Origin of the sequence: Aquiflexum balticum DSM 16537, from assembly GCF_900176595.1 — a bacterium.
GTDB lineage: Bacteria > Bacteroidota > Bacteroidia > Cytophagales > Cyclobacteriaceae > Aquiflexum > Aquiflexum balticum.
The window spans coordinates 5365779-5390918 of the sequence record NZ_LT838813.1; the positions used below are offsets into that span (position 1 = coordinate 5365779).

Annotated in this window: 23 protein-coding genes; 14 read left to right on the forward strand and 9 right to left on the reverse strand. The window is 39.2% G+C overall.

The window, feature by feature from the left end; translation table 11 throughout:
• Positions 1 to 409: 409 nt before the first annotated feature.
• Entirely contained in the window at positions 410 to 1234 is an 825-nt protein-coding gene (locus B9A52_RS22710) for a KilA-N domain-containing protein (RefSeq protein ID WP_084122878.1), read from the forward strand.
• A gap of 231 nt (positions 1235 to 1465) precedes the next feature.
• Here the strand turns inward: B9A52_RS22710 and B9A52_RS22715 are convergent, their stop codons facing one another.
• The 4 genes from B9A52_RS22715 to B9A52_RS22730 form a co-directional block, all read right to left on the reverse strand.
• Positions 1466 to 1702 carry a (2Fe-2S) ferredoxin domain-containing protein gene (locus B9A52_RS22715; RefSeq protein ID WP_084122879.1) on the reverse strand — a complete coding sequence of 79 codons (237 nt, stop codon included), beginning with the start codon at positions 1700 to 1702 and terminating at the stop codon, positions 1466 to 1468.
• A gap of 239 nt (positions 1703 to 1941) precedes the next feature.
• A complete protein-coding gene (locus B9A52_RS22720; RefSeq protein ID WP_084122880.1) occupies positions 1942 to 3192 on the reverse strand; it encodes a DUF819 family protein in 1251 nt (416 codons plus the stop codon).
• A 47-nt stretch (positions 3193 to 3239) separates the two neighbouring features.
• Positions 3240 to 3878 (reverse strand): NUDIX hydrolase, encoded by a 639-nt coding sequence (locus B9A52_RS22725; protein ID WP_084122881.1) that lies wholly within the window; start codon positions 3876 to 3878, stop codon positions 3240 to 3242.
• Between the two features lie 129 nt (positions 3879 to 4007).
• On the reverse strand, positions 4008 to 4766 hold the full coding sequence (locus tag B9A52_RS22730; protein WP_231955366.1) for a bifunctional isocitrate dehydrogenase kinase/phosphatase: 759 nt from the start codon (positions 4764 to 4766) through the stop codon (positions 4008 to 4010).
• A gap of 392 nt (positions 4767 to 5158) precedes the next feature.
• Between B9A52_RS22730 and aceK the strand changes: the two genes are divergently transcribed.
• On the forward strand, positions 5159 to 6886 hold the full coding sequence (aceK, locus tag B9A52_RS22735) for a bifunctional isocitrate dehydrogenase kinase/phosphatase (RefSeq protein ID WP_084122882.1): 1728 nt from the start codon (positions 5159 to 5161) through the stop codon (positions 6884 to 6886).
• Between the two features lie 4 nt (positions 6887 to 6890).
• On the opposite strand, the gene B9A52_RS22740 is transcribed toward aceK, so the two are convergent.
• A complete protein-coding gene (locus tag B9A52_RS22740; RefSeq protein WP_231955367.1) occupies positions 6891 to 8006 on the reverse strand; it encodes a hypothetical protein in 1116 nt (371 codons plus the stop codon).
• A 252-nt stretch (positions 8007 to 8258) separates the two neighbouring features.
• On the opposite strand from B9A52_RS22740, the gene B9A52_RS22745 reads away from it, so the two are divergent.
• Together B9A52_RS22745 and B9A52_RS22750 are read left to right on the forward strand one after the other, a co-directional pair.
• Positions 8259 to 9296, forward strand: a complete 1038-nt coding sequence (locus B9A52_RS22745; protein ID WP_084122883.1) for a DUF6544 family protein — start codon at positions 8259 to 8261, stop codon at positions 9294 to 9296.
• 83 nt (positions 9297 to 9379) lie between these two features.
• Positions 9380 to 10741: a hypothetical protein gene (locus B9A52_RS22750; RefSeq protein WP_157370271.1), complete on the forward strand. Its 1362-nt coding sequence runs from the start codon at positions 9380 to 9382 to the stop codon at positions 10739 to 10741.
• A 6-nt stretch (positions 10742 to 10747) separates the two neighbouring features.
• On the opposite strand, the gene mgtE is transcribed toward B9A52_RS22750, so the two are convergent.
• Together mgtE and rsmA are read right to left on the reverse strand one after the other, a co-directional pair.
• Complete coding sequence (gene mgtE, locus B9A52_RS22755; RefSeq protein ID WP_084122885.1) at positions 10748 to 12115, reverse strand: magnesium transporter; 1368 nt, start codon at positions 12113 to 12115, stop codon at positions 10748 to 10750.
• Positions 12103 to 12885 (reverse strand): 16S rRNA (adenine(1518)-N(6)/adenine(1519)-N(6))-dimethyltransferase RsmA, encoded by a 783-nt coding sequence (rsmA, locus tag B9A52_RS22760; protein ID WP_084122886.1) that lies wholly within the window; start codon positions 12883 to 12885, stop codon positions 12103 to 12105. The genes mgtE and rsmA overlap by 13 nt, the downstream gene beginning before the upstream one ends.
• Before the next feature lie 202 nt (positions 12886 to 13087).
• Here rsmA and pdxA point away from each other — a divergent pair, with 202 nt between their 5' ends.
• The 6 genes from pdxA to B9A52_RS22790 all read left to right on the forward strand — a co-directional run bounded on the left by pdxA (position 13088) and on the right by B9A52_RS22790 (position 19781).
• Entirely contained in the window at positions 13088 to 14113 is a 1026-nt protein-coding gene (gene pdxA, locus B9A52_RS22765; protein WP_084122887.1) for a 4-hydroxythreonine-4-phosphate dehydrogenase PdxA, read from the forward strand.
• Positions 14114 to 14167: 54 nt separating this feature from the next.
• The gene (locus B9A52_RS22770; RefSeq protein ID WP_084122888.1) at positions 14168 to 14587 is read left to right on the forward strand and encodes a (4Fe-4S)-binding protein; all 420 of its coding nucleotides are present in this window, start codon (positions 14168 to 14170) and stop codon (positions 14585 to 14587) included.
• 344 nt (positions 14588 to 14931) lie between these two features.
• Positions 14932 to 16194, forward strand: a complete 1263-nt coding sequence (locus B9A52_RS22775; protein ID WP_084122889.1) for a DUF819 family protein — start codon at positions 14932 to 14934, stop codon at positions 16192 to 16194.
• A 125-nt stretch (positions 16195 to 16319) separates the two neighbouring features.
• A complete protein-coding gene (locus B9A52_RS22780) occupies positions 16320 to 17786 on the forward strand; it encodes a Gfo/Idh/MocA family protein (protein ID WP_084122890.1) in 1467 nt (488 codons plus the stop codon).
• A 148-nt stretch (positions 17787 to 17934) separates the two neighbouring features.
• A complete protein-coding gene (gene hutG, locus B9A52_RS22785) occupies positions 17935 to 18987 on the forward strand; it encodes a formimidoylglutamase (RefSeq protein WP_084122891.1) in 1053 nt (350 codons plus the stop codon).
• Positions 18988 to 19334: 347 nt separating this feature from the next.
• The gene (locus tag B9A52_RS22790; protein WP_084122892.1) at positions 19335 to 19781 is read left to right on the forward strand and encodes an Hsp20/alpha crystallin family protein; all 447 of its coding nucleotides are present in this window, start codon (positions 19335 to 19337) and stop codon (positions 19779 to 19781) included.
• A gap of 83 nt (positions 19782 to 19864) precedes the next feature.
• Here the strand turns inward: B9A52_RS22790 and B9A52_RS22795 are convergent, their stop codons facing one another.
• A complete protein-coding gene (locus B9A52_RS22795; protein ID WP_231955369.1) occupies positions 19865 to 20641 on the reverse strand; it encodes a DeoR/GlpR family DNA-binding transcription regulator in 777 nt (258 codons plus the stop codon).
• A gap of 140 nt (positions 20642 to 20781) precedes the next feature.
• On the opposite strand from B9A52_RS22795, the gene B9A52_RS22800 reads away from it, so the two are divergent.
• From B9A52_RS22800 to B9A52_RS22815, 4 genes are read left to right on the forward strand one after another with little or no spacing between them, the layout of a single operon-like run.
• The gene (locus tag B9A52_RS22800; RefSeq protein WP_084122893.1) at positions 20782 to 21441 is read left to right on the forward strand and encodes an N-acetylmuramoyl-L-alanine amidase; all 660 of its coding nucleotides are present in this window, start codon (positions 20782 to 20784) and stop codon (positions 21439 to 21441) included.
• A 9-nt stretch (positions 21442 to 21450) separates the two neighbouring features.
• The gene (locus tag B9A52_RS22805) at positions 21451 to 23130 is read left to right on the forward strand and encodes a glycoside hydrolase family 10 protein (protein ID WP_084122894.1); all 1680 of its coding nucleotides are present in this window, start codon (positions 21451 to 21453) and stop codon (positions 23128 to 23130) included.
• A 1-nt stretch (position 23131) separates the two neighbouring features.
• Complete coding sequence (locus tag B9A52_RS22810; protein WP_084123657.1) at positions 23132 to 23611, forward strand: GNAT family N-acetyltransferase; 480 nt, start codon at positions 23132 to 23134, stop codon at positions 23609 to 23611.
• Positions 23608 to 24882, forward strand: a complete 1275-nt coding sequence (locus B9A52_RS22815; protein WP_084122895.1) for an MFS transporter — start codon at positions 23608 to 23610, stop codon at positions 24880 to 24882. The genes B9A52_RS22810 and B9A52_RS22815 overlap by 4 nt, the downstream gene beginning before the upstream one ends.
• Here the strand turns inward: B9A52_RS22815 and B9A52_RS25755 are convergent.
• On the reverse strand, positions 24827 to 25135 hold the full coding sequence (locus tag B9A52_RS25755) for a hypothetical protein (protein WP_157370272.1): 309 nt from the start codon (positions 25133 to 25135) through the stop codon (positions 24827 to 24829). The genes B9A52_RS22815 and B9A52_RS25755 overlap by 56 nt on opposite strands.
• Positions 25136 to 25140: the final 5 nt, after the last annotated feature.

A 25140-nucleotide genomic window follows, 5' to 3' on the forward strand; every position in this document is an offset into this window, starting at 1 on the left:
GGCCGAGAGACCTGGCTTTTTTGTTTGGATTTTTGGTTAATGTATTTTTTGTGTATTGGCTTTTAACTAACTTCGTAAAGATGCAGAATCTAAAATAATATTGGTTTTGTACCTGATATGGGAAACAACTTTGATGATGTTATTTAGCACTTAGGATACGCTCTGAAAGGATGGCTGGATATTCAGGCAGCTAAAGAATAAGTGCACGAAGTATGCAGCACAAGAATAGAAATAGGAACAAAAGTAAAAGACCATTTGTCAAAGTTGAGAAAAGGTGATAAACAAAGCTTTTTGCAAATCAAAGAAAACAAGTCAGTGATGGAGAAATTCCAACTGGATAATTTCGATTTGATTACTCGGTTTTTGGTTTCGGTTTTATTATGGCGTATTCGCCACAAATAGAAAAGATATGGCAAAGAATAAAAAAATAGAAGTTCAAGGTACTGAAATAAACATTTTCACAGGTCAGGCTGATGATTACATCTCACTTACAGATATTGCTAGATATAAAGATTCTGCCAACATGGATACCATTATTCAAAATTGGCTTCGTAATCGAAACACCATTGAACTACTTGGGTTTTGGGAGCAGATGTATAATCCGGATTTTAAACCCCTCGAATTCGAGGGGTTTAGAAAACAAGCTGGTTTAAATAGTTTTGTGCTAACTCCCAAACGCTGGATAGAAACAACCAACGCGATAGGCATAGTTTCTAAATCTGGTAGATATGGGGGCACTTTTGCCCACAAGGATATTGCTTTCGAGTTTGCTTCATGGATATCTATTGAGTTCAAACTCTATATCATCAAGGAATTTCAACGCCTAAAAGAAGTTGAAAACAAACAATGTAAACTCGACTGGAACCTGCAACGCACCCTTGCTAAGGTCAATTACACCACCCATACTGATGCCATCAAAGAACGACTGATTCCTCAAAAACTAACCGGAAAACAAACTTCTATAGTCTTTGCCACTGAGGCTTATTTACTGAATATGGCACTTTTTGGAAAAACGGCCGCAGAATGGCGGGATGAAAATCCCGATGCCAAGGGCAATATGCGGGATGATGCCACGCTGGAACAACTCGTAGTGCTCTCCAATTTGGAAAGCATCAATCCCGTACTCATACGCCAAAGATTAGAGCAATCAGAACGCCTGAAACAACTCAACCAAATTGCCATTACACAAATGACTTCTTTAGTCAATAATGTAAACTTGAAAAAACTGAAATAAAGATTATTTTTAATTTGATTTTTCTCTATCTGAATTCTCCAGCTAAGCGTAGGATGAAATTCCATCCTCTACTATTAGTATTTTAGTCTGCAACCTCAAAATATAAAAAAGAAAACCCCGAAAAAAGCTCAAAAAAGCCGGTTTCAGGGTTTTAATGTTATGTTTTTATTAGTTATTTTAATGATTTTCAGATACTTGTGAAATAGCCAAGAATCCCTATTCTAAAAAAGTCTATCCCATTTTTTTCTTCAACCCTCCTACATCTGCTTTTTTCATGACTTCATTGTTGAGGACAACAACAGGTCCCGATTTACAGAAGTCCATACATTTTGTTTTGATGATTTTGTATTGGCCCTTGTGATCTTCGGAAGTGATCAGGTCTTTGATTTCCTTTTGCAATTTCTTGCAACCAGCCTTTTTACAATCAGATCCGTTGCAGATAAATATAAATTTGCGATAAGTGGCCATTTTGGTTTGGAGAGATGTAATTGTTTCGCCTCAGCGGTCAGTTTTAATTATTTTAGTGGATATTGAGTTGTCAGGTAAGCCTGCCTTTTCTTGTATTCTTATACAGATAATGCATGCCTCTCAGTTCTTGTTTCTTGTTTCTTGGCTCTTGTTTCTTGGCTCTAACTTCTCGCCTCTCGTCTCTCGCTTCTACTTTTTGCTTCTCTTGTTTTAAACCTCACATCTCATATCTCCAAACTCTACCCATGCACCATCTGCATCAGTAAACCACAAATATAAGCTCCATAGGTTCCAACAGCATAACCCAAAACGGCCATCAATACGCCAACAGGGGCCAATGAGGGATTGAATGCTGAAGCAACAATCGGTGCAGAGGCTGCACCACCGACATTCGCCTGAGAACCTACCGCAACAAAGAAGAACGGAGCCTTGATCAGAAATGCTACCACCAACATAATCAAAATATGAAATATCATCCATAGAATCCCTATCAAGAAAAGTATTGGACTGTCAAATATAGCCATCAGATCCATCTGCATACCAATAGTCGCTACAAGAACATACAAAAGTACTGAACCCAGCCGAGATGCTCCTGCACCCTCCAATTCCCGGGCTTTGGTAAAAGACAATATCAATCCGCCTGTAGTTGCGATTACCACTATCCAGAAAAAGGGAGAATCCAAGGAATATTGACTCAACTGAGGATAATTGGCTGCTATATGGGGTGCCACTATATCTGCAATGAAATGTGAAAATCCTGTTATGGCAAAACCTATCCCCAGAATTTTCATGGTATCGGCCAAGGTTGGGATTTTGAGTATGCCTGCACGGTAATTTTCCACTTTGACCTGGAGCGCATAGATAGCTGAACTGTCTGCTTTGAATATCTGATCTATCTTCCCGGGTTTTGCAGCCCAATAAAGCAATACTGCCATCCACAGATTGGCAACCAAAACATCTACAGCAATCATCTGAGAAAACAGTGATGGACTTGCACCGAATACTTCCAACATGGCCGTCTGATTCGCCCCCCCTCCTATCCAACTACCAGCTATAGTAGCTAGGCCACGCCAAACTTCATCCGGACCTGCTCCGCCCAATATTTCAGGATGAAAAGTAGAAATCACCAATAGTGCCAAAGGACCTCCAATTATAATTCCCAATGTCCCTGCAAGGAACATGATCAGCGCTTTTGGTCCAAGCTTGAGGATTCCTTTGAAATCAATACTCAACGTCAGCAATACCAAGGAAGTTGGCAATAAATACCGGGAAGCTACTTTGTACAGACCAGAAAGCTCACCCGAAATCACGCCAAAGGAATTGAGCAAAGCCGGTATGAAATAACAAAGTAAAATAGAAGGAACAACCCTGTAAAATTTGACCCAAAAAGAAGATTTACTTGAAGAAGTTGAAAACACCAAAGCCAATACAGTCATCAACAAACCAAAAACAACAGCATCATTGGTGATCAAAGGGGCATTTTCTTCCATAGTATTTTTTTGTTTGTCTTACAACAATACCACAAAAGCAAGAAACTTCAAAACTTGGTAGAATCCCATAAATAAGTGAATTCACCGAGCATCATCGCAGTTGCTCCCCAAATCACCTCCTGCTCAATATCAAAATATGGCGCTTCCAAACTCAAACCGGAACTCGCACTTACTTTGGTGACTTTACGAATATTCTTATCCAATAACAACGGGAAAGGGCAATTGATAATCCTTTCAACTTCCTTTGGGTCGGGATGAAAAATGGGAGTTTCTTCCAAAAAACCTATGTACGGGGAAACCATGAAATTGCTCGGGGGAATATAAACATCCGACAATTTGCCCAATAATTTTACCTTGCTGGCATCAATACCGATTTCCTCCTCAGCTTCTCTGATGGCCGTAATGCTCAAATCCGAATCTTCAGGCTCCCATTTTCCTCCGGGAAGGGCTATCTGACCTCCATGAACTCCCGGATAACTCGGCCTTTTTATGAAGGGAATAAAACTATTGTCTGCATCAGGATAAAATAGCATCAAAACAGCCCCTTTGCGATGGTCATCACGAATCATGGACGCAAAACGCTTTTCATCTATAGGCTGCGGAGACATGGTAATTTGACCCAATCTCCCCGGCAATGGATGCTCTAGCATCAACTCAAGTCTTTTTACAACTTTCTTTAAATCCATGGTATTTCTCCTGATTTTAAATAAACTCTTTCAAATTAAAAAACTCCAAATTATTCGCTGAGGTTCATGCCAATCAACTACTTTGATTAATGTTGAAAATATTCCCAACAAATTGGATTCTCCAAGTCGTTAAAAATCAATATTATCCAGTTTATCTTTGAGGTATTTTGTCTTAGGATATTCGGAAGTGTGAAAAGGATGGTTAAAGACATAATACACTTGTCGTTCAGGATTGATGAGCCATACCTTTGGTGTAACTCCTTCTTCGTCTTCAAAAAAACCGGAAACCATCAAATATTCAGGACTTACCCAAACCGCTTCCTCAAAACCACCTGATGGCCCCATAAACAGGAGTCTTTCCCGCATGCCATTGGACTTAAAATAAATCACTTCCGAATCAGGATTGAAAGACACTCCGCCCTCCTCCGGAATCACTACTTTGTAACTATAAATATCCACTACCCCTCCTCCCTCGGGATGGGGAATCAAAAATTTATGGAAAGGATTTCCCGGTTGAATAAAATTTTCTTCAGGCCACTCTAAGGATTCGTAAGTGACTTCTCTGCTCATGGAAAATTTTGTGATATCAAATCTGGGATCCACTTCTTTCCAGAAGCTCCCCCATTGGGAAACCTGTTGCAACCCGCTACTGAGAAGTTGGTTAAATTCTTCCTCTTGAGAAATACTTTTATCTGAAATGACCTCTTCCGATTTTTCTTTTTGAAAAGTACAGCCTCCTATCAATACCAAAGAAAGTATCATCAATCGTTTGATGGAAAGGTTCGAAAGAAGAGGCATAGAAATGAAATATGGAATTGCGAATGAAGCATAAAATCCCCAAAAATCAAAAAAGGTCAGAACATTGCGCTGACCTTTTTTATCTCTCAAACCTATTAAACCTATTGTAGATATTCATCGAATGAATAACACTCGGGAAAGGTAAATAATGTTTTTAAAATGTCCAAACAATCGATTGCGAAAATTTTATTTTGTCATAATTTCATCAATTAAAAGTGTAAATTATAGCGGTTTTTTGATATTTAAAATGGGTAAAAATTTATTTACCAACATACTATCCAATTAATCTTGTGAAAAAATAATTGTCCTTATTAAAAGAAATTTGTTGTGGATCGAATGAACATTTCTGCATTTTGAAACAAATTTTTATTCCGGATTTTCATTTGACTCCCTTATAGTTTGACATTCTTTATATCTTTCAGAACTACTTTGTGTCTCATTGCTTTGAAAAAAAGAAATCAAAATCCGGGAGAAAAAATTTTATGGACAATGAAAAAATAAAATATACCGTAACGGAAATGATAGAAGGATTTGGGAATTATATCAATTCCTTCAATGAATTGACCCGACTTGCTCCCGGTTTTTTTAAACATCGGGATTGGACTACCATGCAACAAAACCACCGTCGCAGGTTGAGGCTTTACAAAGATCAGGTCAAGACCACCGGGTCCCACCTGAAAGATTTCTTGGGTGACATTTTAGATGATTACCATTTTTGGATAGAGGCAAAAGCAGCCTATTCAGTAGCTATCCAAGAAAGCAAATACAAGGAATTGGCAGAGACTTTTTTCAATTCCATCATTAGAAAAGCATACCATGGTTTGGCCATCAATGATCGATTGATGTATGTCCATGAAGGTTATAACTCCTGTGATATCTATCCAGATGAAAACCTATATTACAGCTACCCTGTGGAATGGGGCTTTAAAAAAATTCTGGACAAAATGTTGGATGATTTTGATTTTGGAGTTCATTTTTTGAACCGGGATGAAGATATCAGGTTTTTGGAATTGGCTATCCAGGAAGTGATTTTAACCCGATATAAGACCAGTCCGGAAACCACAACCCAGGTATTGAAAAGCGTCTTTTACAGAAATAAAGCAGCCTATCTTATTGGCCGGATCAGGGTCAGAAAAAAATGGATGCCATTTGTTATTCCTTTTGTTAACACTTCAGATGGGGTGGCGGTAGATACCATGATATTTGACCCCAACCTGATGAGTGGTCTGTTCAGTTTTACCAGGTCCTACTTCATGGTGAAGGCTGATATTCCTTCCCAAATGATCTCATTTCTCAATTCTGCCATTCCGAATAAAAAAATCCATGAACTGTATAATGCCATCGGTTTCAACAAACATGGCAAAACAGAGTTTTACAGGGATTTTCTGGGTCATTTGCAACAAAGTAATGACCAATTTGTCATTGCGGAAGGAGTCATGGGAATGGTCATGACCGTGTTCACCCTTCCTTCTTACAATATTGTCTTCAAAATGATCAAGGATTATTTCGATCCCCCAAAAACGATGACGAGGCAAGAAGTCAGGGAAAAGTATAAAATGGTGGGTCTGCATGACCGGGTTGGAAGAATGGCTGATACCCATGAATTTGAAGAGTTCCATTTACCTTTGGACAGGATTCATCCTGACCTCATGAAGGAACTTAGAAACACGGTCAATTCTCTAATCGAAATAAATGGTACAGAATTGATCATCAAACATGTTTACATTGAAAGAAGAATGATTCCTTTGAATTTATACTTGGAAAATTGCAGTTATGAGGATGCAAAAGAAGCTGTTGAAGAGTATGGAAATGCCATTATTCAACTGGCCAAAGCAAATATCTTTCCCGGAGATATGATGACCAAAAACTTTGGCGTGACCAGACAAAAAAGGGTGATATTTTATGATTATGATGAAATTGAATTTTTGACCGATATGAATTTCAGGAGGAAACCCAAGCCTGAAAATTACGAACAGATCTATGCTGCCACACCATGGTATGATATTGCAGCAAACGATGTCTTTCCTGAGGATTTCAAAAAATTTATGATAGGAAGAAATGATGTGAAGGATTATTTTTTTGAATTCCACAAAGATCTTTTTGAACCTGAATTTTGGCAAAAAATTCAAAAAAGAATCCTTGAGGGAGAATTAATCCATGCATTCCCCTATCCGGAACATATCAGATTTAGACCTTCATTGGAAATTTAGAGGATTATTTTAACCTTTTCCAATCGGACTTCAATTCCCAACTTCCACCCACTTGTTTCAATTCAGCTGTCCATCTATACGTCTTAGGCCAATTCTTGAATATCTTGACTACAGCGTATAGAAACCTGACAGTTGCCTTGGATTCATTGGGAATCCATCCTTCAGTTGGTTCGAGCACTAAAAATACTTTGGTCTTGTTTCTTTGGACCTGATAAGTTCCTTCTATCCTTCCAGTACTGTCATGACCTTTTACAAAGAATTTACCTGACAGCTCAACAGATTCTTTTAAGAGATTCAACTGAGGAAAAGGTGGCTCAAAAACAAGCTGAATTTCATGCTTTGGAGATCTTTTTACGAATTTTTTTATTTCCAATGCAGGGCCATTGGTCGTAAGTTCTAATTCAGTATCCCCTTTTTTGAGTAAGTTCTTATCAGCAAATTCTTCAGAATCAACCTTTCCAATCATGGCAGGATTGAATGTGACTACAAAGGGATCGCCAGAATATCTGGTAAAAAACATCCACATACCATCCAAAGGGATCGGAAATTTATCCGGCTTATGATGTTTCCCATCAATAGTTATTGAGAATTCAGTATGTTTCCTTCTTACAAAATAAAAATCATGGACATAAACCAAGGGCATGGCCGAAGGGCTTTCAGCCGCATCTCCCATAGGCGCCAAAAGACCAAATGGCTCCCTTTTTTCAGGATGTTGCTCTAGAATCCTGATTTCAACCTTTCTTCCCGTTTTATCTTTAAAAATAATATCGGCATGAATTCCCGCATCCATAATTTCGAAAACAGAACTTACAAAGTCACTTTCAATCATCTGATTAAGGCCTTTTCCTGCAATATCATAGGTTTTTTCTTGGAGTTTCAAGCCCTTTTCATGATAGACATCCACTTTCATGTCATTCCTCCACCCTATGACCAATAGACCTTTACCATGGATATCATCATCAAAATATTGGGGTTCAAACCCTTTGTAAATAGTGTCTGGATCGTTTTCAAAATTGACTAAAAGCAGTCGTTCCATTGGATCAACATGAAATGAAAAAGGATTTAAAATCCGGTTGTTTTTTTCATTTAAATAAATGGACTCGGAATGCTGCATTTTCATCAAATTAGGGATTTTACAATTGGTTGAATACAAAGAGAAATTATCCCAAGAACCCCTATTCTCTCTTTTGCTTACTTTTGGAACACAAATTTATCTTTTGACTTTTAGTTGGGTTAAAACCAAAATCAACTGATTATATGATTCTTATCAGTTGATTAAAGAGGTAATCAAAGTACCTTTGTCCTATAAATTTCGAAAACGATGAGGATAGTTTTTCTCATATTAATTTTAATTCATGCCCTGATACATATCATGGCATTTCTCAAGGCTTTTGAGCTTGCGGAGTTAAAAGATTTCACAAGTCCGGTTTCAAAACCTATAGGATTGATCTGGTTCACCTCATTCATAATCTTATCAGCTGCTGCTGTTTTTTATTTTTTCAATACGCCATATTGGTGGGTTTTGGGATTAATTGGTGCAGTACTGTCTCAGATACTGATATTTCAATTTTGGTCTGAAGCCAAATATGGTACCATTCCCAATGTCCTGATTCTTTTGGTTGCTATAATTGCCTGTTTCCAGTTCTATCTGGATAAAAGCATTCAAAAAGAGATCACCTATATTTTTGATGAATCGGTCACCCAAAACAGAAAAATCATCAGAAAAGATATGATTGTCGATCTTCCTTCCCCTGTTCAAAATTGGTTGGAAAACTGCGGCATCGTGGGAAAACCAGCAATAGGAAATGTCCAAATGGAACAGTTGTTTGAGATCAAACTCAAACCCGATCAAAAAAATTGGTACAGTACAAAAGCGAAACAATACATTACTGCAAATCCGCCTTCATTTATCTGGACTGCGCGTATGCAAGTAATGCCTTTAGTATACGCTTCGGGCCGGGACAAATTCATTGACGGAAAAGGTGAAATGCTCTTTAAATTACTTTCAATATTTCCTGTTGCCAATGACGGTAACAATCCAGAGATCAATGAGGCTGCTCTTCAAAGATTTTTGGGGGAGATTGTCTGGATTCCATCTGCTGCATTGGAAAAATATATCAAATGGGAAGCCATCGACAACAATTCAGCAAAAGCTACCTTATCCTACCAAGGCACCTCAGGTTCGGGTATTTTTACCTTCAATGAAAAAGGAGAAGTGGAGAAATATACCGCAATGCGATATATGGGAAGTGGACCTGATGCAAAAAGATTTGAATGGTATATCGATATAGCAGAGAATAAAGAAATGAATGGCATCATTGTACCCAATAAGTGCAGTGCAACTTGGGTTTTACCTTCCGGTGAATGGACCTGGACTGAAATTGAAGTCTTAAAAATTAATTTCAACTGAATATAATTAATTTATTGTACTAGTTTTGGTCTGTGTTCTGTGACAAATTGAAAGAATTATCAATAAATAAATCACCTGTAATTATGCCTGTTTCACGAGGTTTAAAATTATTTTCAATAGTAGTCTTTATTCTACTACCGATCTATAGTCACGCACAATATCCTTATCTAGGGATGCAGACAAGCTGGAGAAAAAGTATGGTCAGCGCTACCATGAACCCTGCTGAAATTAATAATCTGCACCGAAAAGTGGAAGTTGGTTTTTTTGCAACTAATGCTGTAATCAGTACCAACACACTTTCTTTTGGACAGATGGTGAACAATACCAATGACTTATGGGACAATTTGATCAGCGAAGCGAGTGGCAATATTCAGGGTACAACGGAAGGGACTGTAATGATACCTTCTGTAGGCATTAAACTAAATAAGTGGTCAGTGGGACTTCTTTCACAGGCCTATATATCTGGAAATATCATTGACATAAATGCTGATTTGGGAAGACATATTACAGATAATCGTAATTCTTTAAATTCAACTTCTTTTGGAATTGACAATCCGCAAAATCAAAGAATTGCAGGTTCAACCTGGGTAGAAACAGGATTGATCATTGGAAGAGAAATCTGGAACAATAAAAACAGTAAGCTGTCGCTTGCAGGAAATTTTAAAATGGTCTATCCTATAAATTACAACAATATAGGAGTTGATGCATTTCAGGGAGTTTTGATAAGAGATGGATCAGAAATTACGATTTCAGATGCCAGTGCTTCCATTAATTTGATTTACAATAGAGATCTTGTTGATTTTAGAAGTCTTGATTTTGATTACAGTAATTTAACATTTGAAAATCCTTCAGGTTTTGGACTTGATTTTGGGGTAAACTGGCAATTGAAGAATGAAAGAGGGGTTTGGTTGAACAGCGGTTTGGCTGTAAGGAATATAGGAAAAGTGAAGTTTGGGGATAACTTTACTGCCCATAATTTTACAATGAATATTCCTGAGGGCAATGATTTCAATATTGATGTATTGAATACCGATCTTGAGAATGTGAGAACGGTTTTTATGGAAAGTGATTTTTTCAGTTTTACATCAAGCCAGGAAGGTTTCGAAGTTTACCTGCCAACAGTTTTAGCAATTAATGGAGATATGAAGATTTCAGAGATTTTCTATCTGAGTTTTTATGGTCAGACATTTATCCAAAACAAAAATTTCGAATTCCAGATACCAAACGCCAATATTGTATCCCTTATACCAAGTGCGATTTTTGGAAAATTTGAAGTTTATTCCCCTTGGACATATTTCGATATTTCAAACCTCACCGTTGGTTTAGGGTTTAGATATGGTGGTTTTTTTATTGGGTCCCATTCTATCCTCAGTGGGGTCATAGCAGATACCAACAAGCTTGATGTGCATGCAGGTCTGAACTGGAGTTTTGGTAGGGTTCAATAAATATTCTTACAACTTTAGGAGATACATGGCAACTCCAAAATAAACGGCCAAACCCAACAAATCATTGGCTGTGGTGATAAAAGGTCCTGAGGCAATCGCAGGATTAATACCAAACTTATCTAAAACCAGAGGAGTAACTGTTCCCATAAAAGAGGACAGCAAAACGACACAAAATAGGGCCAAGCCTATGGTTAGCCCGAAAATATATTCGAAACCATAAACAAACACAACTATCAGAAAAACAAAGGATGCCAAAACAACTCCATTGACCAAAGCAATCAAAAGGGCTTTAATAAATCTCTGCCATGGAGTATCATCAAAAACAGATTTAGAAGCCAATGTCTGTACCACCAAAGATGAGGATTGAATTCCTACATTCCCTCCTGTAGCCGCCACTAATGGAATAAAGGAAGCAAGGGCGATGTATTTTTGTAAACCTACTTCAAAAAACTCAATAATCTGGGATCCCATCAGACCTCCCATCACCCCTATCAGCAACCATGGCAGCCTGGCTTTGGAAATCCTGAATACACTGTCAGATTCTTCCACGTCTGCGGATATACCTGTCATAGCCTGAATATCTTCTTCTGACTGTTCCCTGATGAGATCCAAAATATCATCAACAGTGATTCTTCCGACCAGCCTGTTTTTGGCATTAACCACGGGGACAGATTCCAAATCGTATTTTCTCATGATCTCTGCTACATCCTCTCCATCCATGTGAGTAGGTATGGATATTATTTCCGGTTCATAGATATCAGCGATTTTGGTATCTGCTGAAGCAAGAATAATTTTCTTTAAAGAAACCCTTCCCAAGAGATGTTGTCTATTATCCACCACGTAAATCGAATAGATTTTTTCTACCTTCTCGGCCTGCCTGCGGATTTCTTCTATAGTCTGAACCACATTCCAGTTTTGGTTGGCCCTGATAAATTCTTTGGCCATCAAGCCGCCAGCTGAGTCCTCATCATACCTTAAGAGGTCGAGGATATTTGCTGACTTTTCCCTTTCCTGTAGATGAGAAATAACTTCCTCACGCTCCCGCGACGGCATCAGAATCAAAATATCCGCCGCATCATCCGAGTCCATTTTGTCTATAAGAGCCGCCAACTCAATAGGTTCCATTTCTCTGATGACTTTCACCAACGAGTCCTCTTCCAATTCGATCAGGATATCTGCCGAAGTATCGGAATCCAATAAACGAAGTACATAGATGGCCTCATCCATATTGAGCTCATCCAAAATGGCTGCTATATCGGCTACATTGGCCCCGTCCAGTGATTGGATAATGAAGTCATTATCCAGAAATTCAATCCCATCCCGGAGACTCTCCAAATATTCTTTGGATAACTCAAATGCTCTTATTGGTTCCAAGATTCCTGTAACTTTTTGGTTAATCCGACAAATTCCTGAACATCCAACTGCTCAGCTCTTTTATCCATAATCGGGTCCTGATTCAAAGACTCAGTCAGACCCATGGATTTCAAACAATTTCTCAAAGTCTTTCTTCTTGTAGAAAAACCCTGTTTGACAACTCTGAAAAAGAGTTTTTCGTCACAATCTAATTTATTTATTTCATTTCTTTTTAACCGGATGACTCCCGAATTCACTTTTGGAGGAGGATTGAATACCTCTGGAGAAACTGAAAACAAATACTCGATATCATAAAAGGCCTGAAGCAAGACAGATAAAATTCCGTAATCTTTATTCCCTTTTGGGGATGCTATCCGCTGCGCCACTTCTTTCTGCAACATGCATACCACTTCTGTCACCTGATGCCTTTGCTCCAATACTTTGAAGAAAATCTGGGAGGAAATATTATAAGGAAAATTTCCCACAATAGCATAGGGCTCCTGCATTACAGTCGCAAAATCTCCTGTAAGAAAATCAGCTTCAATGATTTTATCACCCAAATCAGGGTATTTTTTGTGCAGATACCGAATGGACTCCGAATCGATGTCCACCAAATAAAGGTCCCAATCCTGCATCAACAGGAAATCCGTCAAAACCCCCATTCCCGGACCGATTTCAAGGACTTTTCTGATGCCTTGATGGCCCGTCAATGACTTGGCGATTTTTTCCGCGATTCCGAGATCGGTCAGAAAATGCTGTCCAAGATGTTTTTTGGGTTTGACTTTCTCCATTGCCTATACTAAGTTTATTTTATATAAATTGCAGTTCAAAAATAAGGGAATTATCCTTAAGCCCTACTATTATTTCAGAAGGTAACAGGAAGCTTTATCAAGTAATTCCATTCAAAAAATATCCGGCCTCAATTTTGGCCGGAGAAAATTCAAAATGATTTTAAACGCATAATTATTAGCTAAAGCTAAAGCATCAATTTTAATGAATCCAAAGAAAAACAAACCAGTTATAGGAATCAGTATCGGAGATATCAATGGTATAGGCGTAGAAGTGACCATCAAGGCATTATTGGATAACAGAATTCAAAAAATGATCACCCCTGTTATTTATGCACATGGAAAAGTTCTTTCCTTTTACCGAAAACAATTGGGTCTTGAAGATTTCAATTTTATGCAGATCCGACACATTGATGAGGTACATCATAAAAAGATAAATGTCATCAATGTCATGGAGGAAAGCCCTGAAGTAATATCAGGCGTAGAAACCCAAGAGGCTGGAAAAATGGCTTTGGCATCCCTTGACGCCGCGATCAAAGACCTCAAGGAAAACAAATTGGATGGATTGGTCACAGCGCCTTTGAATAAAAATAATATCAACTCACCCGAAAAAAGATTTATCGGCCACACAGAGTACCTTACGGAAGCATTCGGGGTAAAAAACAGTCTGATGTTTTTAGTCTCTGAAGATGTCAGAGTGGGTTTGGTTACAGGTCATATACCCATTAAGGATGTTTCCTCAAATATTTCAGAATCCGGAATCAAAACCAAATTGGATATTATGATCAAATCCTTAAAAGATGATTTTGGGATAGGAAAACCACGAATTGCAGTTTTGGGACTCAATCCACATGCTGGAGAAGATGGGCTTTTGGGCGATGAAGAAGAGAAAATCATAATTCCGGTTATCAGAGAGTATAAGGACAAAGGGCAACTTGTTTTTGGTCCCTATTCAGCAGATGGGTTCTTCGGAATGATGTACCAAAAGAAATTTGATGGGGTTTTGGCCATGTATCATGATCAGGGATTGATACCTTTCAAATCATTGGCCTTTGAAACAGGAGTGAACTTCACAGCGGGTTTACCTATAGTCCGTACATCTCCTGACCATGGCACAGCTTATAACATAGCAGGAAAAAATATTGCAGATGAAGGCTCTATGCGGGCAGCTATTATGCAAGCTTATGATATCATCAGAAACAGAAATGATTGGGAAGAAGAAAGTGATTAAATCCCACTGATTAAATTTCTTTGACCTGATTCTCACTTTATTAATTCTACCCATATGAACAAAAAAGAATACAGTAACGGAGAGGTTACCATCACTTGGGAACCGGAAAAGTGTATCCATTCGGGAATCTGCGTCAAAGGTTTACCAAATGTTTTTCAACCAATGGACAAGCCTTGGATCAAAATCGAGGCAGCGTCTACAGATGCACTGGTTAAGCAGGTCCAAAAATGTCCTTCTGGTGCATTGGGGTATTTTTTTGAAGAAGGCAAAAATCAAACTGAATCCACCAAAACCGAACAAATTGTAGAATTGATGCCGAATGGTCCATTGATGGTTTATGGAAATATTGAAGTCAAATACCCTGACGGAAAATCTGAAAAAAAATATAAAGTAACCGCTTTTTGCCGTTGTGGTGGTTCTTCCAACAAACCTTTCTGCGACGGAACCCACAAGAAAACAGGATTTCAGGGCTGATCTTTTATGAGAGGGAAAAAACACATTTGGTTACTTTTCTTGTTTGGGATTTTTTTCATGCAGGAATTTATCCGATGGGGATGAAAATAGCTTCTGACTATTTCCAAAAAGGGCTGGGAAAATCCTTGGGTCTGTAAGTTGGGGACTTGGTCTAGGGTACAGCTTTCCCTTATTTGATCAGGTCCGAAGTCGGAAGCCCGATGTACTGGACATTTCAGTTTCTTGGCGAGAATTATATTGAATTACCAATTTACTGGCATCATTTCGTACATCCATGATTTTATTTTAAATTCAAGAAATTTTCCCATTCTGACAGTGTAATTATAGCACTAACCCAAACCTATATGACGCTAACAATTCTGGTTTTGATACTTTTTTACATTTTTATGCCGGTGGTCATCCTATTTCTTTGCTATAAATATCCTTTCATCAATAAACTTGGCCCGGTTATTTTGGCTTATATATTTGGTTTAATACTTGGCAATTCCGGCATACTTCCTTCAATGGGCTCCTACTTAAATGATTATTTGATCACCAATCCAAAAGCAGGAATCAGCGATATTGAATTAATGTTAGGTCAAAAATTGCTTACCGATAATGATTTGTTGGCATTTCGGATTTACAAACTCAAGGATACCTTGACAAGTATCACTATCCTTTTGGCCATTCCAATGATGCTTTTCTCCGCAAATATCCGGGATTGGGGGCGATTGGCTGGAAAAACTTTTGTCTCTATGATTATTGGCCTTTTTTCAGTGGTAACAATGATTGTATTGGGATTCTTCATTTTCAGAGAGAGTGGTATAAACGATCTATGGAAGCTTTCAGGCCTTTTGGTAGGTGTCTATACAGGCGGAACACCAAATCTTGCTTCATTGAAACTGATGTTGGATGTGGATGCTGAAACTTATATTTTGACCCATACCTATGATTTGATAGTGGGGGTTTTTTATCTCAGTTTTTTGCTGACCATAGGTAAGAAAATTTTCATACGGTATCTTCCAGCATTTCCTGCCTCTTTAATTGAAAATAAAATTATAGAAACAGATCAAAAAGAATCATTTTGGATTCCGTTACATGCCAAATACTTCAAGCCTTTGTTAAAAGCATTCGGAGTAACCTTTGTGATTTTATTGTCGGCAGGAGGTTTGGCAATATTGGTTCCCGAAAGTTTATTGATGGTAGTGGTTATTTTAACTATTACCACTTTGGCCATTTTGGCTTCATTGATTCCGGCCATTAATCAGATCCGATTCTCTTTTGAATCAGGCATGTATCTGATTTTGATTTTCAGCTTAGTGGTCGCATCGATGGCTGATGTAAGAAACTTTGCCGGATTGACCCCGGGATTATTAGGATATATCAGTTTGGCTGTATTCGGGTCACTTGGACTCCATTTTTTACTCAGTAAACTTTTCAAAGTAGATGCCCATACTACTATGATTACTTCTGTGGCATTTATTTGTTCTCCGCCATTTGTTCCTGTGATAGCAGGTGCATTGGGAAACAAGCAGATTGTAGTTTCAGGAATTTCTGTAGGTATCATAGGCTATGCCCTGGGAAACTATCTTGGTTTCTTAGTCGCCAATCTATTAAAGATGATTTGAAATATGGATTTTTCCTTAATTGTTACCATTCAACATCATTCGAAAACCAAAAAAATTTTCTTTACAGTTTTCAAACAATTATTTCTTACTTTAGAAATACCATTTTCTTCAAATCCTAAATAACCATGAAACAACCTAAGAAAGAATCTTCTGGCAAGTCCCGCCGGGAATTTATCAAAAATGCAGCCATCGCCTCATCAATTTTTATCGTTCCAAGACATGTGCTCGGAGGAGTTGGTTTCACCGCCCCCTCTGACCAATTGAATCTGGCTGCAATTGGAGCAGGAGGAAAAGGTTCAAGTGACATCATGAATGCTTCCGTCAATGGTCGTGAAAGAGTCATTGCACTTTGCGATGTCGATTTTTCCGGCTCTGCAAAAAGATCCGTTGAGAACTTTCCCAAAGCCAAATTGTATGCTGATTACAGGGAAATGTTGGATAAAGAAAAGGATATTGATGCCGTGACCATTTCCACACCTGACCATGTCCATGGACCGGCAGCTTCCATGGCCATGCAAAAAGGCATACATGTCTATGTACAAAAGCCCATGACCCATAACATCAAGGAAGCAAGAATGCTGACCGAAATGGCAAGAAAGCAGAAGGTAGTCACTCAAATGGGTAATCAGGGCGGATCCAATGAACTGCTGAATATGGTCCAAAAATGGGTGGATTCCGGTAAATTGGGAAAAATATCCAAAGTTCAGGTCTGGACCAACCGACCTGTTTGGCCTCAGGGTTTTGCCTTTCCTCAACCTGAACCCAGCAAAAAGCCAAATGACCTAAATTGGGATCTTTGGCTTGGTCCGGCTCCGGAAATTCCTTTTACTCCGAATTTACACCCTTTCAATTGGAGAGGTTGGTGGAATTATGGTACAGGGGCCCTTGGAGATGTGGGCTGCCATTTGATTGACATTCCATTTAGGACCTTAGGATTGCACTATCCCAAAAGTGCTGAATGCAGCGTAGGCACTGTATTCACCCGTATGTGGACACCCGATTATCATCCTGAAGGCTGCCCTGCTTCTTCTTTCATCACCCTTCACTTCGCTGCCACGGATAAAAGCAAATCTCCCATAGAAATGACCTGGAGTGATGGCGGCATCAGACCTTCTCATCCGGATATCATTCCGGCAGACCATGATATTGGCGGTAAAGACAGTGCCAATGGTGTTCTCATTATCGGGGAAAAAGGAATTATTTCAACAAACATCAATGATAGTTCCCCACTGATGCCTAAATTATACATGAATGATGGCACTACAGAATTCGGGCCTGAAACGGAGGAGAACATTGAACCGGAATATGGACACCAAAGAAAATGGGTGGATGCCTGTAAAGCAGGTTTTGGCAGTGCAGAACACAAAGGATTGACTTCCTCCTTTGACTATGCCGGTCCTATGACGGAAACAGTTTTGATGGGAAATCTTGCAATCCGAAGCTACATGCTGAGAAGAGAAAACAGCAAAGGACAAATGGAGTTTTATGGCCGAAAAAAATTACTTTGGGATGGGGACAACATGTTGATCACCAACCTGGAGGAAGCCAATCAGTTTGTGGGGAGAGAACATAGAAAAGGGTTTGAGATGTAGGGTTGGATGACCGATGTTGGATGACCGATGACCGATGTTGAAGACAGAAGAAGGGAGACCGGAGACGGATGACCGAAGTTGGTGTCATAAACACAAAGTGGTTGAACCTAGATCAATAGGACTGGGCTTTGGCCCAGTCACATTATAAATGCCAAATAACCTCATTAGTCAAAGCAATATCGTAAATCCTGGACAATTTTATATTCTCAAAGAAAGCTCCATTCAATATTTGATTCATAACCCAAAACCCTTGCACCAACCCACACCCAAATCTATCTGGATAGGCCGAAACTCTGAAGATCTTCAATATTGGCATCAGGCGGTTAATTGCTTGGAGGAATTAAAATTGCCAATAGAATCCAAGGGGAGAAAGGTTGCGATTCTTGGTTATGCCGGAGATGAGGGTGTTTCCAGAAATCAAGGAAGACGCGGTGCTGCAATCGGTCCAATTGCCATTCGAAAAATGATGGCTCCTATGGCCTTTCACCTCCCCAATGAACCCCAAATTTTTGATCTGGGTGATATTGTCACTTTGGATAATAATATGGAGGAAAGCCATCACCTCATCACCGAAACGGTTTCAGAACTTTTGGCCAATAAAGTTTTCCCGGTTTTACTAGGTGGTGGACATGACCTGGCATATGCCCATGGACGCGGTATATTCAACCATCTGAAAACCAAAGGTGAAAAACTCGGAATTATCAACTTGGATGCCCATTTTGACTTAAGGCCCTTGGTAGATGGCAAAGGACATTCAGGTTCTCCGTTCTTTCAATTGGCCAATGACTATACCTCAGATTTTCATTACTTATGCCTTGGACTTCAAAGGGCAGCAAATCCTCCCGCTTTGTTCGAGACTGCCAAAAAACTAAAGGTGAAATGGATGGAGATGGAAGATTTTACACTTCCTAACTGGGAAAATATCGTGCTGGTCTTAAATGATTTTTGCAATAGTGTCAATAAAATCTACATGAGCATTGACTTGGATGGATTTTCATCCGCCTATGCACCCGGGGTAAGTGCACCATCCCCGATGGGTTTTTCTCCTGAACTTGCCTTTAAAGTCTTCGAATGGATTGCACGTTCCGGGAAATTGATCAGCATGGATGTGGTAGAACTTAATCCTGAATTTGACAGGGACAATGGCACTGCCAGACTTGCTGCAAGAACTGTAGAGTATGTCCTAAGAAATCTTTTTTAATATTTTAAGACTCTATTTTTTTTGGTTGATTTTAACTTTTGAGTTTTCTTTTTGAAATATATATATATCAGCATTCATGCCGGTAAATCAATTTAAGGGCTTAAAATTTCGGTCGATTGCCTTTTCCGGTAGCTTCTGTCATCGGTCATCGGTCTTCCGTCCCAAAAAACAAAGGAAATTTGGATAGCGGCCCAGTTGCGGATAATCATATTGAAATATAAATTAAACCCATTTAAACTTGAGCACAATCAATTGGCTTTGTGACAATTATCATATTATTTTAATACCATTTTTGATATTTTTATCCTATTAAAATTAAATCCTATAACCTAAAAATTTAAAAAACCATGGGCGCACTAACAAAAAGAAATGGAGGTTTTTGGCCAAAAATGGTTCAAGACTTCTTCGGAACAGAAAACCCATTTGATTGGGATGAGAAATTCTGGTATCCTGAAAAATCAATTGAAATCCCTTCATGCAACGTGATTGAGAATGACAAAGAATTCAAACTTGAATTGTCTGCACCGGGATTTGACAAGAAGGACTTCAAAATTGATATCAGCGATGGTATCCTAAGCATCAGCGCAGAGAAAGAACACAAAGCTGAAGAAGAAAAAGACAATTATAGAAAAAAAGAATTCTCTTACTCCAGTATCAGACGTTCTTTCAGTCTGCCTGAAAACGTAAAGGATGAAAATATTGATGCCAAATATGACAAAGGCATTTTGAAAATTGTTCTTCCAAAAAAAATGTTGGAAACAAGTAAACCCAAAAAAGCAATCGAGGTTGCTTAACCTTAAATAAGAAAAAGCCTTCAATCGAGAAGGCTTTTTCTTTGTTTCACATTAAAATAAAAGCCTATGGGCATTGTTCCGATTCAAAGCAACTCTATCGGGAATTCCCTGAAATCATTCAAAAGGGAATTACTAGGGCTTAACTCGGTAATCAGTATATCTATAGCATTTAAATCACAGGTCTGATAGCGTTGTACGGAGTGCAGTTTGTCAGAAACGGAGAGTATTACCGTTTTTTTGGCAGATTCAATCATTGCTTTTTTAACCTGCACCACCTCCCAATCAAACTCCGTCAGTCCATGCTTGGGATCAAGATATCCTGTTCCCAAAAACAACATATCGACCCGGATCTGGGAAAGTGAATTTACAACTGTCCCCCCGATTGCGAACTTGGCTTCATGAAGAAGTTTTCCCCCTAAGAAAATTACTTCCACATTTGGAAACTCCATCAATTCCAATGCAATATGTAGACTGGGGGTAAAGACCGTCAGTTCGATTCTTCTGGGAAAAACTTTGACCAATTCAAGGTTTGTAGTACCCCCACTCATCAGAATGATCTGTCCTGACTTCAGAAGTGAAACAGCTTTCTCAGCTATAATGATTTTTTTCGATTGTAAATAAACATTCCCGTCATTTTTGGAGAATGTCATAAAACCAAATGAAGTGGCTCCTCCATGCACCTTCTTGAGCTTTTTTTCTTTGTGCAATTCTTTCACATCTCTTCTGACGGTATCTATAGATACATTCAAAGCTTCAGAAAGGTCATTGAGCAGAACTCGGTGGTGTAAGTGAACCTGATCCAAGATATATTTTTGACGTTCTTCTTTAAGCACAGGGTCTTGGGTTTCTGTTTTTTGCAAGTATTAAATCATTAATCTGAACAAAAAAATTTAAAACAGCAAATAATTGCAAATCAAAATTGCAGGATGCTCTAATAAATTCATGTATTTTAGCGATATATTCTGATTAGATTATCCAAACTTCCCAAATCCCGTCACGAATGAGAACATTAAAAAATACCTGTTTGCTCTTTGTTTTTGTTCCTTTGATTTTGTCCTGCAATGCTCCAACTTTTAGGATCTTTGAAAAACCCATAGTCTTCGATGAGGAAAGAGAAAAGCTTTCCCTGGAATACCTTAAAGTAAGACACGGATTGGATCAAGAAACGGCGACCATAGAACCGACTATGGTGGTGGTACATTGGACTGCTGTACCTACATTAGAAGCCACATTCAATGTATTCAACCCAGTTCAATTGGGCGGAAGGCCCGAATTGACCACTGCCAGCAACCTGAATGTTTCTGCCCATTTTTTAGTGGATAGAGATGGGACGATTTTCAGGCTTTTGCCGGACACCACATTTGGAAGGCATACAATTGGATTGAATTATACTGCAATCGGTATTGAAAATATAGGCGGACCCGATGATCCGCTGACCAAAGCTCAGTTGAAAGCGAATGCAGACCTCATCAGATACCTGCACAAAAAGCACAAACTGACCTATATGATTGGCCATCATGAATATTATGATTTTCAGGGATCTGAAATTTGGAAAGAAACTGATCCCAATTACCTGACCCAAAAACAAGATCCAGGGCCAAAATTCATGAAACAACTGAGGAAAAAACTCAGCGACCTGAACCTTAAAAGTAAACCCTAAGCCAACTCCATGAAATCTAATTACCTGATTCAATTTTCAAGAATCTTCATTTATCTATGTAGCTTTATTTTGATTTTACAATCCTGTAAAACTGCTACCACAACTACCGGACAGCGGGAAAGAAGTACTATTCCAGCTCCCGGACCAAAAAGTCCTGATAGCACTTATCCTTCAAAAACTGCCAAAATGCCTGCTCAACCTGAGTTTTACAAAGCTTTGGACCTGGAATTAGCCCCCAGTCCTAGGGAATTCAGAGGAGTATGGATTGCAACAGTGGCCAATATCGACTGGCCAAACAGTCCAACCGACCCATTCAGCAAGCAAAAGGAAGATTTCATCAAATTGCTGGATTATTATAAATCACTCAATTTCAATGCAGTAATTGTGCAGATCAGAACTTCGGGAGATGCTTTTTACCCCTCGAATTTTGCCCCTTGGTCCAGATACCTTACAGGAAAGGAAGGCCAAAAGCCCAGTACTACCGAGGACCCACTTTCTTGGATGATATTAGAAGCACATCGGAGAGGATTGGAATTCCACGCATGGCTGAACCCGTACAGGGCTACCATGAATCTTGATACCAAACTCCTCAGCGCTGAGCATGATTTTTTCAAACATAAAAACTGGATGGTAAAATATGATACCAAATATTACTATAATCCCGGACTTCCCGAGGTAAGAGCACATTTGGTCAATATCATCAGGGAAGTAGTGCAGAATTATAATGTGGATGCCATTCACTTCGATGATTATTTCTATCCCTACAAAGTGGATAAAGTTGTTTTTGATGATGCGCAGACCTTTAAAAAATATGGTAGGCAAGGTCAAAAACTCGATGATTGGAGAAGGGAAAATGTCAGTCTATTGGTCAAACAAGTCCATCAGACCATTAAATCAGAAAAACCTTGGGTACAATTTGGGATCAGCCCTTTCGGGGTTTGGAGAAATAAGGATAAAGACCCCAATGGATCAAATACACAGGCAGGACAGACCAATTTCGATGACCTCTACGCAGATGTACTGACCTGGATGAAAAACGGTTGGATTGATTACCTGATTCCCCAATTGTATTGGAGTATGGATTATAACCTGGCTTCGCACCGGGAACTGATCAATTGGTGGTCCAAAAACAGCAATAATACCAAGATTTACATAGGAAACGGTCCCTACAAGATCCGAAACAATGCAGATAAGGCTTGGGACAATCCTATGGAAATCCCCAATCAGATCGGCTTGTCGAAAATCACCCCAAATATCTCGGGAAATGCTTATTTCAGCGCCAAATCCTTGTACCTTCAAAATAGGGATGTGGCAGATCTTCTATACAAAAACCATTATCAACAAGCTGTCTTGACTCCCGATTTATTTGAAACCAATTCAAATTCAAAAGAACCAGAAGACCCGGTCCTGGTTCCCCATGGAAATGGATTTGCTTTCCAATTTCAACAGGTTTTGGATCCTGATTATAGGTTTGCTGTAATCCACACTTCTCCAACCATTCAGGATCTTCAAAAAAGAAATGAGAAAACCGTTTCCCAAAAAATATACCTTGATGACAGCAACAGAATGCTGCTGCCTGTGCTGACCCCAAACAACCCAAAATTTGTGGCCTTGAGCTTTTTGGACAGATTTGGTAATGAAAGCAAACCGATGGTATTTGAAATCCAAAGAACCCTTCAATCCCAATAAAATGAAAGATATGCTTGTCCGGTTATTGGAACTTCCGGATATCTCAGAAAAAGAAAATCAGTTGGGTACTGAAAACATTGTTTTCAGAAGGCCTATTCCGCCTGAAAAATCCTTTGTCTGCGATTGGGTAATGGAGCATTTTGGACAATATTGGAAAAACGAAACAGAATCCGCATTTTCCCACCTTCCCGTAAACTGCTTCATCGCCCAAAAGGATAATGAAATTTTAGGCTTCGCCTGTTTTGAATCCACCGCCAAAAACTTCTTTGGACCGACCGGAACAGTGGAAAGCATGCGGGGAAAAGGTATTGGGAAAGTTCTATTGGTAAAAAGTCTACTGGCCTTGAAAGAAATGGGGTATGCCTACGCCATCATTGGTGGAATCGGTCCTGCGGATTTCTATAAAAATACAGTAAATGCAACCCTCATCGAAGGCTCGGAAATCAGTATTTACCAAAACCTGATCAGAAAAAAACCATGAGAAAGTCTATCCCCAACAATCCCTGGTATTGGGTACCGCCTTTGTATCTGACAGAAGGAATCCCCTATGTATTGATTATTACGGTATCTGTCATTATGTACAAAAATCTGGGGGTTGACAATTCAGCTATTGGGCTTTATACGAGCTTCCTTTATTTACCATGGGTCATCAAACCTTTTTGGAGCCCCTTGGTGGACCTTTATGGTACCAAGAGAAAGTGGTTCCTTGCTATGCAATTGGTACTTTCCCTTGCTTTTTTGGGCGTGGGACTTTCTCTTCCCACCAATCAGTTTTTTATCATCAGTCTTGCTTTCTTTTGGTTGGCTTCCTTTGCCTCAGCTACCAATGACATTGCCTCAGATGGATTTTATCTTCTTGCCTTAAAAGAAGAGCAACAATCCTTCTTTATAGGTTTGCGCAGCACATTCTATAGAGTTGCTATGGTTACGGGACAAGGATTATTTGTGATTTTTGCTGGCTATCTGGAAGTGAAATACGGTGATAATACCAAAGCTTGGTCTCTCACTATGGTGATGATTGCTGCATTGATGTTTATACTCACATTGGTAAACTTCCTGGTCACACCCAATGTCGAAAAAGCAAAAGATTATATCAAAGAAGAAAGCCTGACATTTTGGAAAGTGTTTGAAAGCTTTTTCAGGAAAAAGGAAATCTGGGTCGCTTTGGCATTTATCTTGTTTTACCGTCTTGGAGAGTCTCAATTGGTCAAAATGGCCTCACCATTCTTATTGGACAGCAGAGAAGTCGGAGGGTTGGCATTAAGCACCTCTGATGTTGGATTGATCTATGGGACTTTCGGGATAATTGCCCTCTCCTTAGGAGGAATTATTGGAGGCATAGTGATTTCCAGGGACGGATTGGGAAAATGGATGCTGCCCATGATTTTGGCACTCAATGTTCCTAATTTCTTTTATTATGTTTTGGCTTACTTCCAACCTGAATCTGCTTTCTATGCAGGCGCAGTGGTGGTCATAGAGCAATTGGGCTATGGATTCGGATTTGCGGCTTTTATGATGTATCTGATTTATGTATCAGAAGGGCCTTCCAAAACCTCCCATTATGCCATTGCCACCGGATTTATGGCTTTGGGAATGATGCTTCCGGGAATGGCCTCAGGATTTATTCAGGAAGCATTGGGCTACCCTGGGTTTTTTATCTGGATTGTTATTGCTGCTTTCCCCGGAATCCTCATGGTCAGATATGTGAAGTTTCCATATGAATATGGGAAGAAGAGGGGAAGTGGGGAGTAGGAAGGACAGGATTTTGACCGATGTTGGATGACCGATGTTTGGTGGGAAGTGGGAAGTGGGAAGTACATGACCGATGTTGGATGATCGATGACCGATGTTTGGTGGGAAGAGGGAAGTACATGACCGATGCTGGATGACCGATGACCGATGTTTGGTGGGAAGTGGGAAGTACATGACCGATGTTGGATGACGGATGACCGATGTTTGGTTGGAAGTACCATGTCTTGATTCTTGGTTCTTGTCTCTTGATCATAAAAT

Bases quoted from the DNA above. Each gene is read 5' to 3' on its own strand.
- B9A52_RS22710 (WP_084122878.1), top strand. From the start codon at position 410: ATGGCAAAGAATAAAAAAATAGAAGTTCAAGGTACTGAAATAAACATT.
- B9A52_RS22715 (WP_084122879.1), bottom strand. From the start codon at position 1,702: ATGGCCACTTATCGCAAATTTATATTTATCTGCAACGGATCTGATTGT.
- B9A52_RS22720 (WP_084122880.1), bottom strand. From the start codon at position 3,192: ATGGAAGAAAATGCCCCTTTGATCACCAATGATGCTGTTGTTTTTGGT.
- B9A52_RS22725 (WP_084122881.1), bottom strand. From the start codon at position 3,878: ATGGATTTAAAGAAAGTTGTAAAAAGACTTGAGTTGATGCTAGAGCAT.
- aceK (WP_084122882.1), top strand. From the start codon at position 5,159: ATGGACAATGAAAAAATAAAATATACCGTAACGGAAATGATAGAAGGA.
- B9A52_RS22740 (WP_231955367.1), bottom strand. From the start codon at position 8,006: ATGAAAATGCAGCATTCCGAGTCCATTTATTTAAATGAAAAAAACAAC.
- B9A52_RS22745 (WP_084122883.1), top strand. From the start codon at position 8,259: ATGGCATTTCTCAAGGCTTTTGAGCTTGCGGAGTTAAAAGATTTCACA.
- B9A52_RS22750 (WP_157370271.1), top strand. From the start codon at position 9,380: ATGCCTGTTTCACGAGGTTTAAAATTATTTTCAATAGTAGTCTTTATT.
- rsmA (WP_084122886.1), bottom strand. From the start codon at position 12,885: ATGGAGAAAGTCAAACCCAAAAAACATCTTGGACAGCATTTTCTGACC.
- pdxA (WP_084122887.1), top strand. From the start codon at position 13,088: ATGAATCCAAAGAAAAACAAACCAGTTATAGGAATCAGTATCGGAGAT.
- B9A52_RS22770 (WP_084122888.1), top strand. From the start codon at position 14,168: ATGAACAAAAAAGAATACAGTAACGGAGAGGTTACCATCACTTGGGAA.
- B9A52_RS22775 (WP_084122889.1), top strand. From the start codon at position 14,932: ATGACGCTAACAATTCTGGTTTTGATACTTTTTTACATTTTTATGCCG.
- B9A52_RS22780 (WP_084122890.1), top strand. From the start codon at position 16,320: ATGAAACAACCTAAGAAAGAATCTTCTGGCAAGTCCCGCCGGGAATTT.
- hutG (WP_084122891.1), top strand. From the start codon at position 17,935: ATGCCAAATAACCTCATTAGTCAAAGCAATATCGTAAATCCTGGACAA.
- B9A52_RS22790 (WP_084122892.1), top strand. From the start codon at position 19,335: ATGGGCGCACTAACAAAAAGAAATGGAGGTTTTTGGCCAAAAATGGTT.
- B9A52_RS22800 (WP_084122893.1), top strand. From the start codon at position 20,782: ATGAGAACATTAAAAAATACCTGTTTGCTCTTTGTTTTTGTTCCTTTG.
- B9A52_RS22805 (WP_084122894.1), top strand. From the start codon at position 21,451: ATGAAATCTAATTACCTGATTCAATTTTCAAGAATCTTCATTTATCTA.
- B9A52_RS22810 (WP_084123657.1), top strand. From the start codon at position 23,132: ATGAAAGATATGCTTGTCCGGTTATTGGAACTTCCGGATATCTCAGAA.
- B9A52_RS22815 (WP_084122895.1), top strand. From the start codon at position 23,608: ATGAGAAAGTCTATCCCCAACAATCCCTGGTATTGGGTACCGCCTTTG.
- B9A52_RS25755 (WP_157370272.1), bottom strand. From the start codon at position 25,135: ATGATCAAGAGACAAGAACCAAGAATCAAGACATGGTACTTCCAACCA.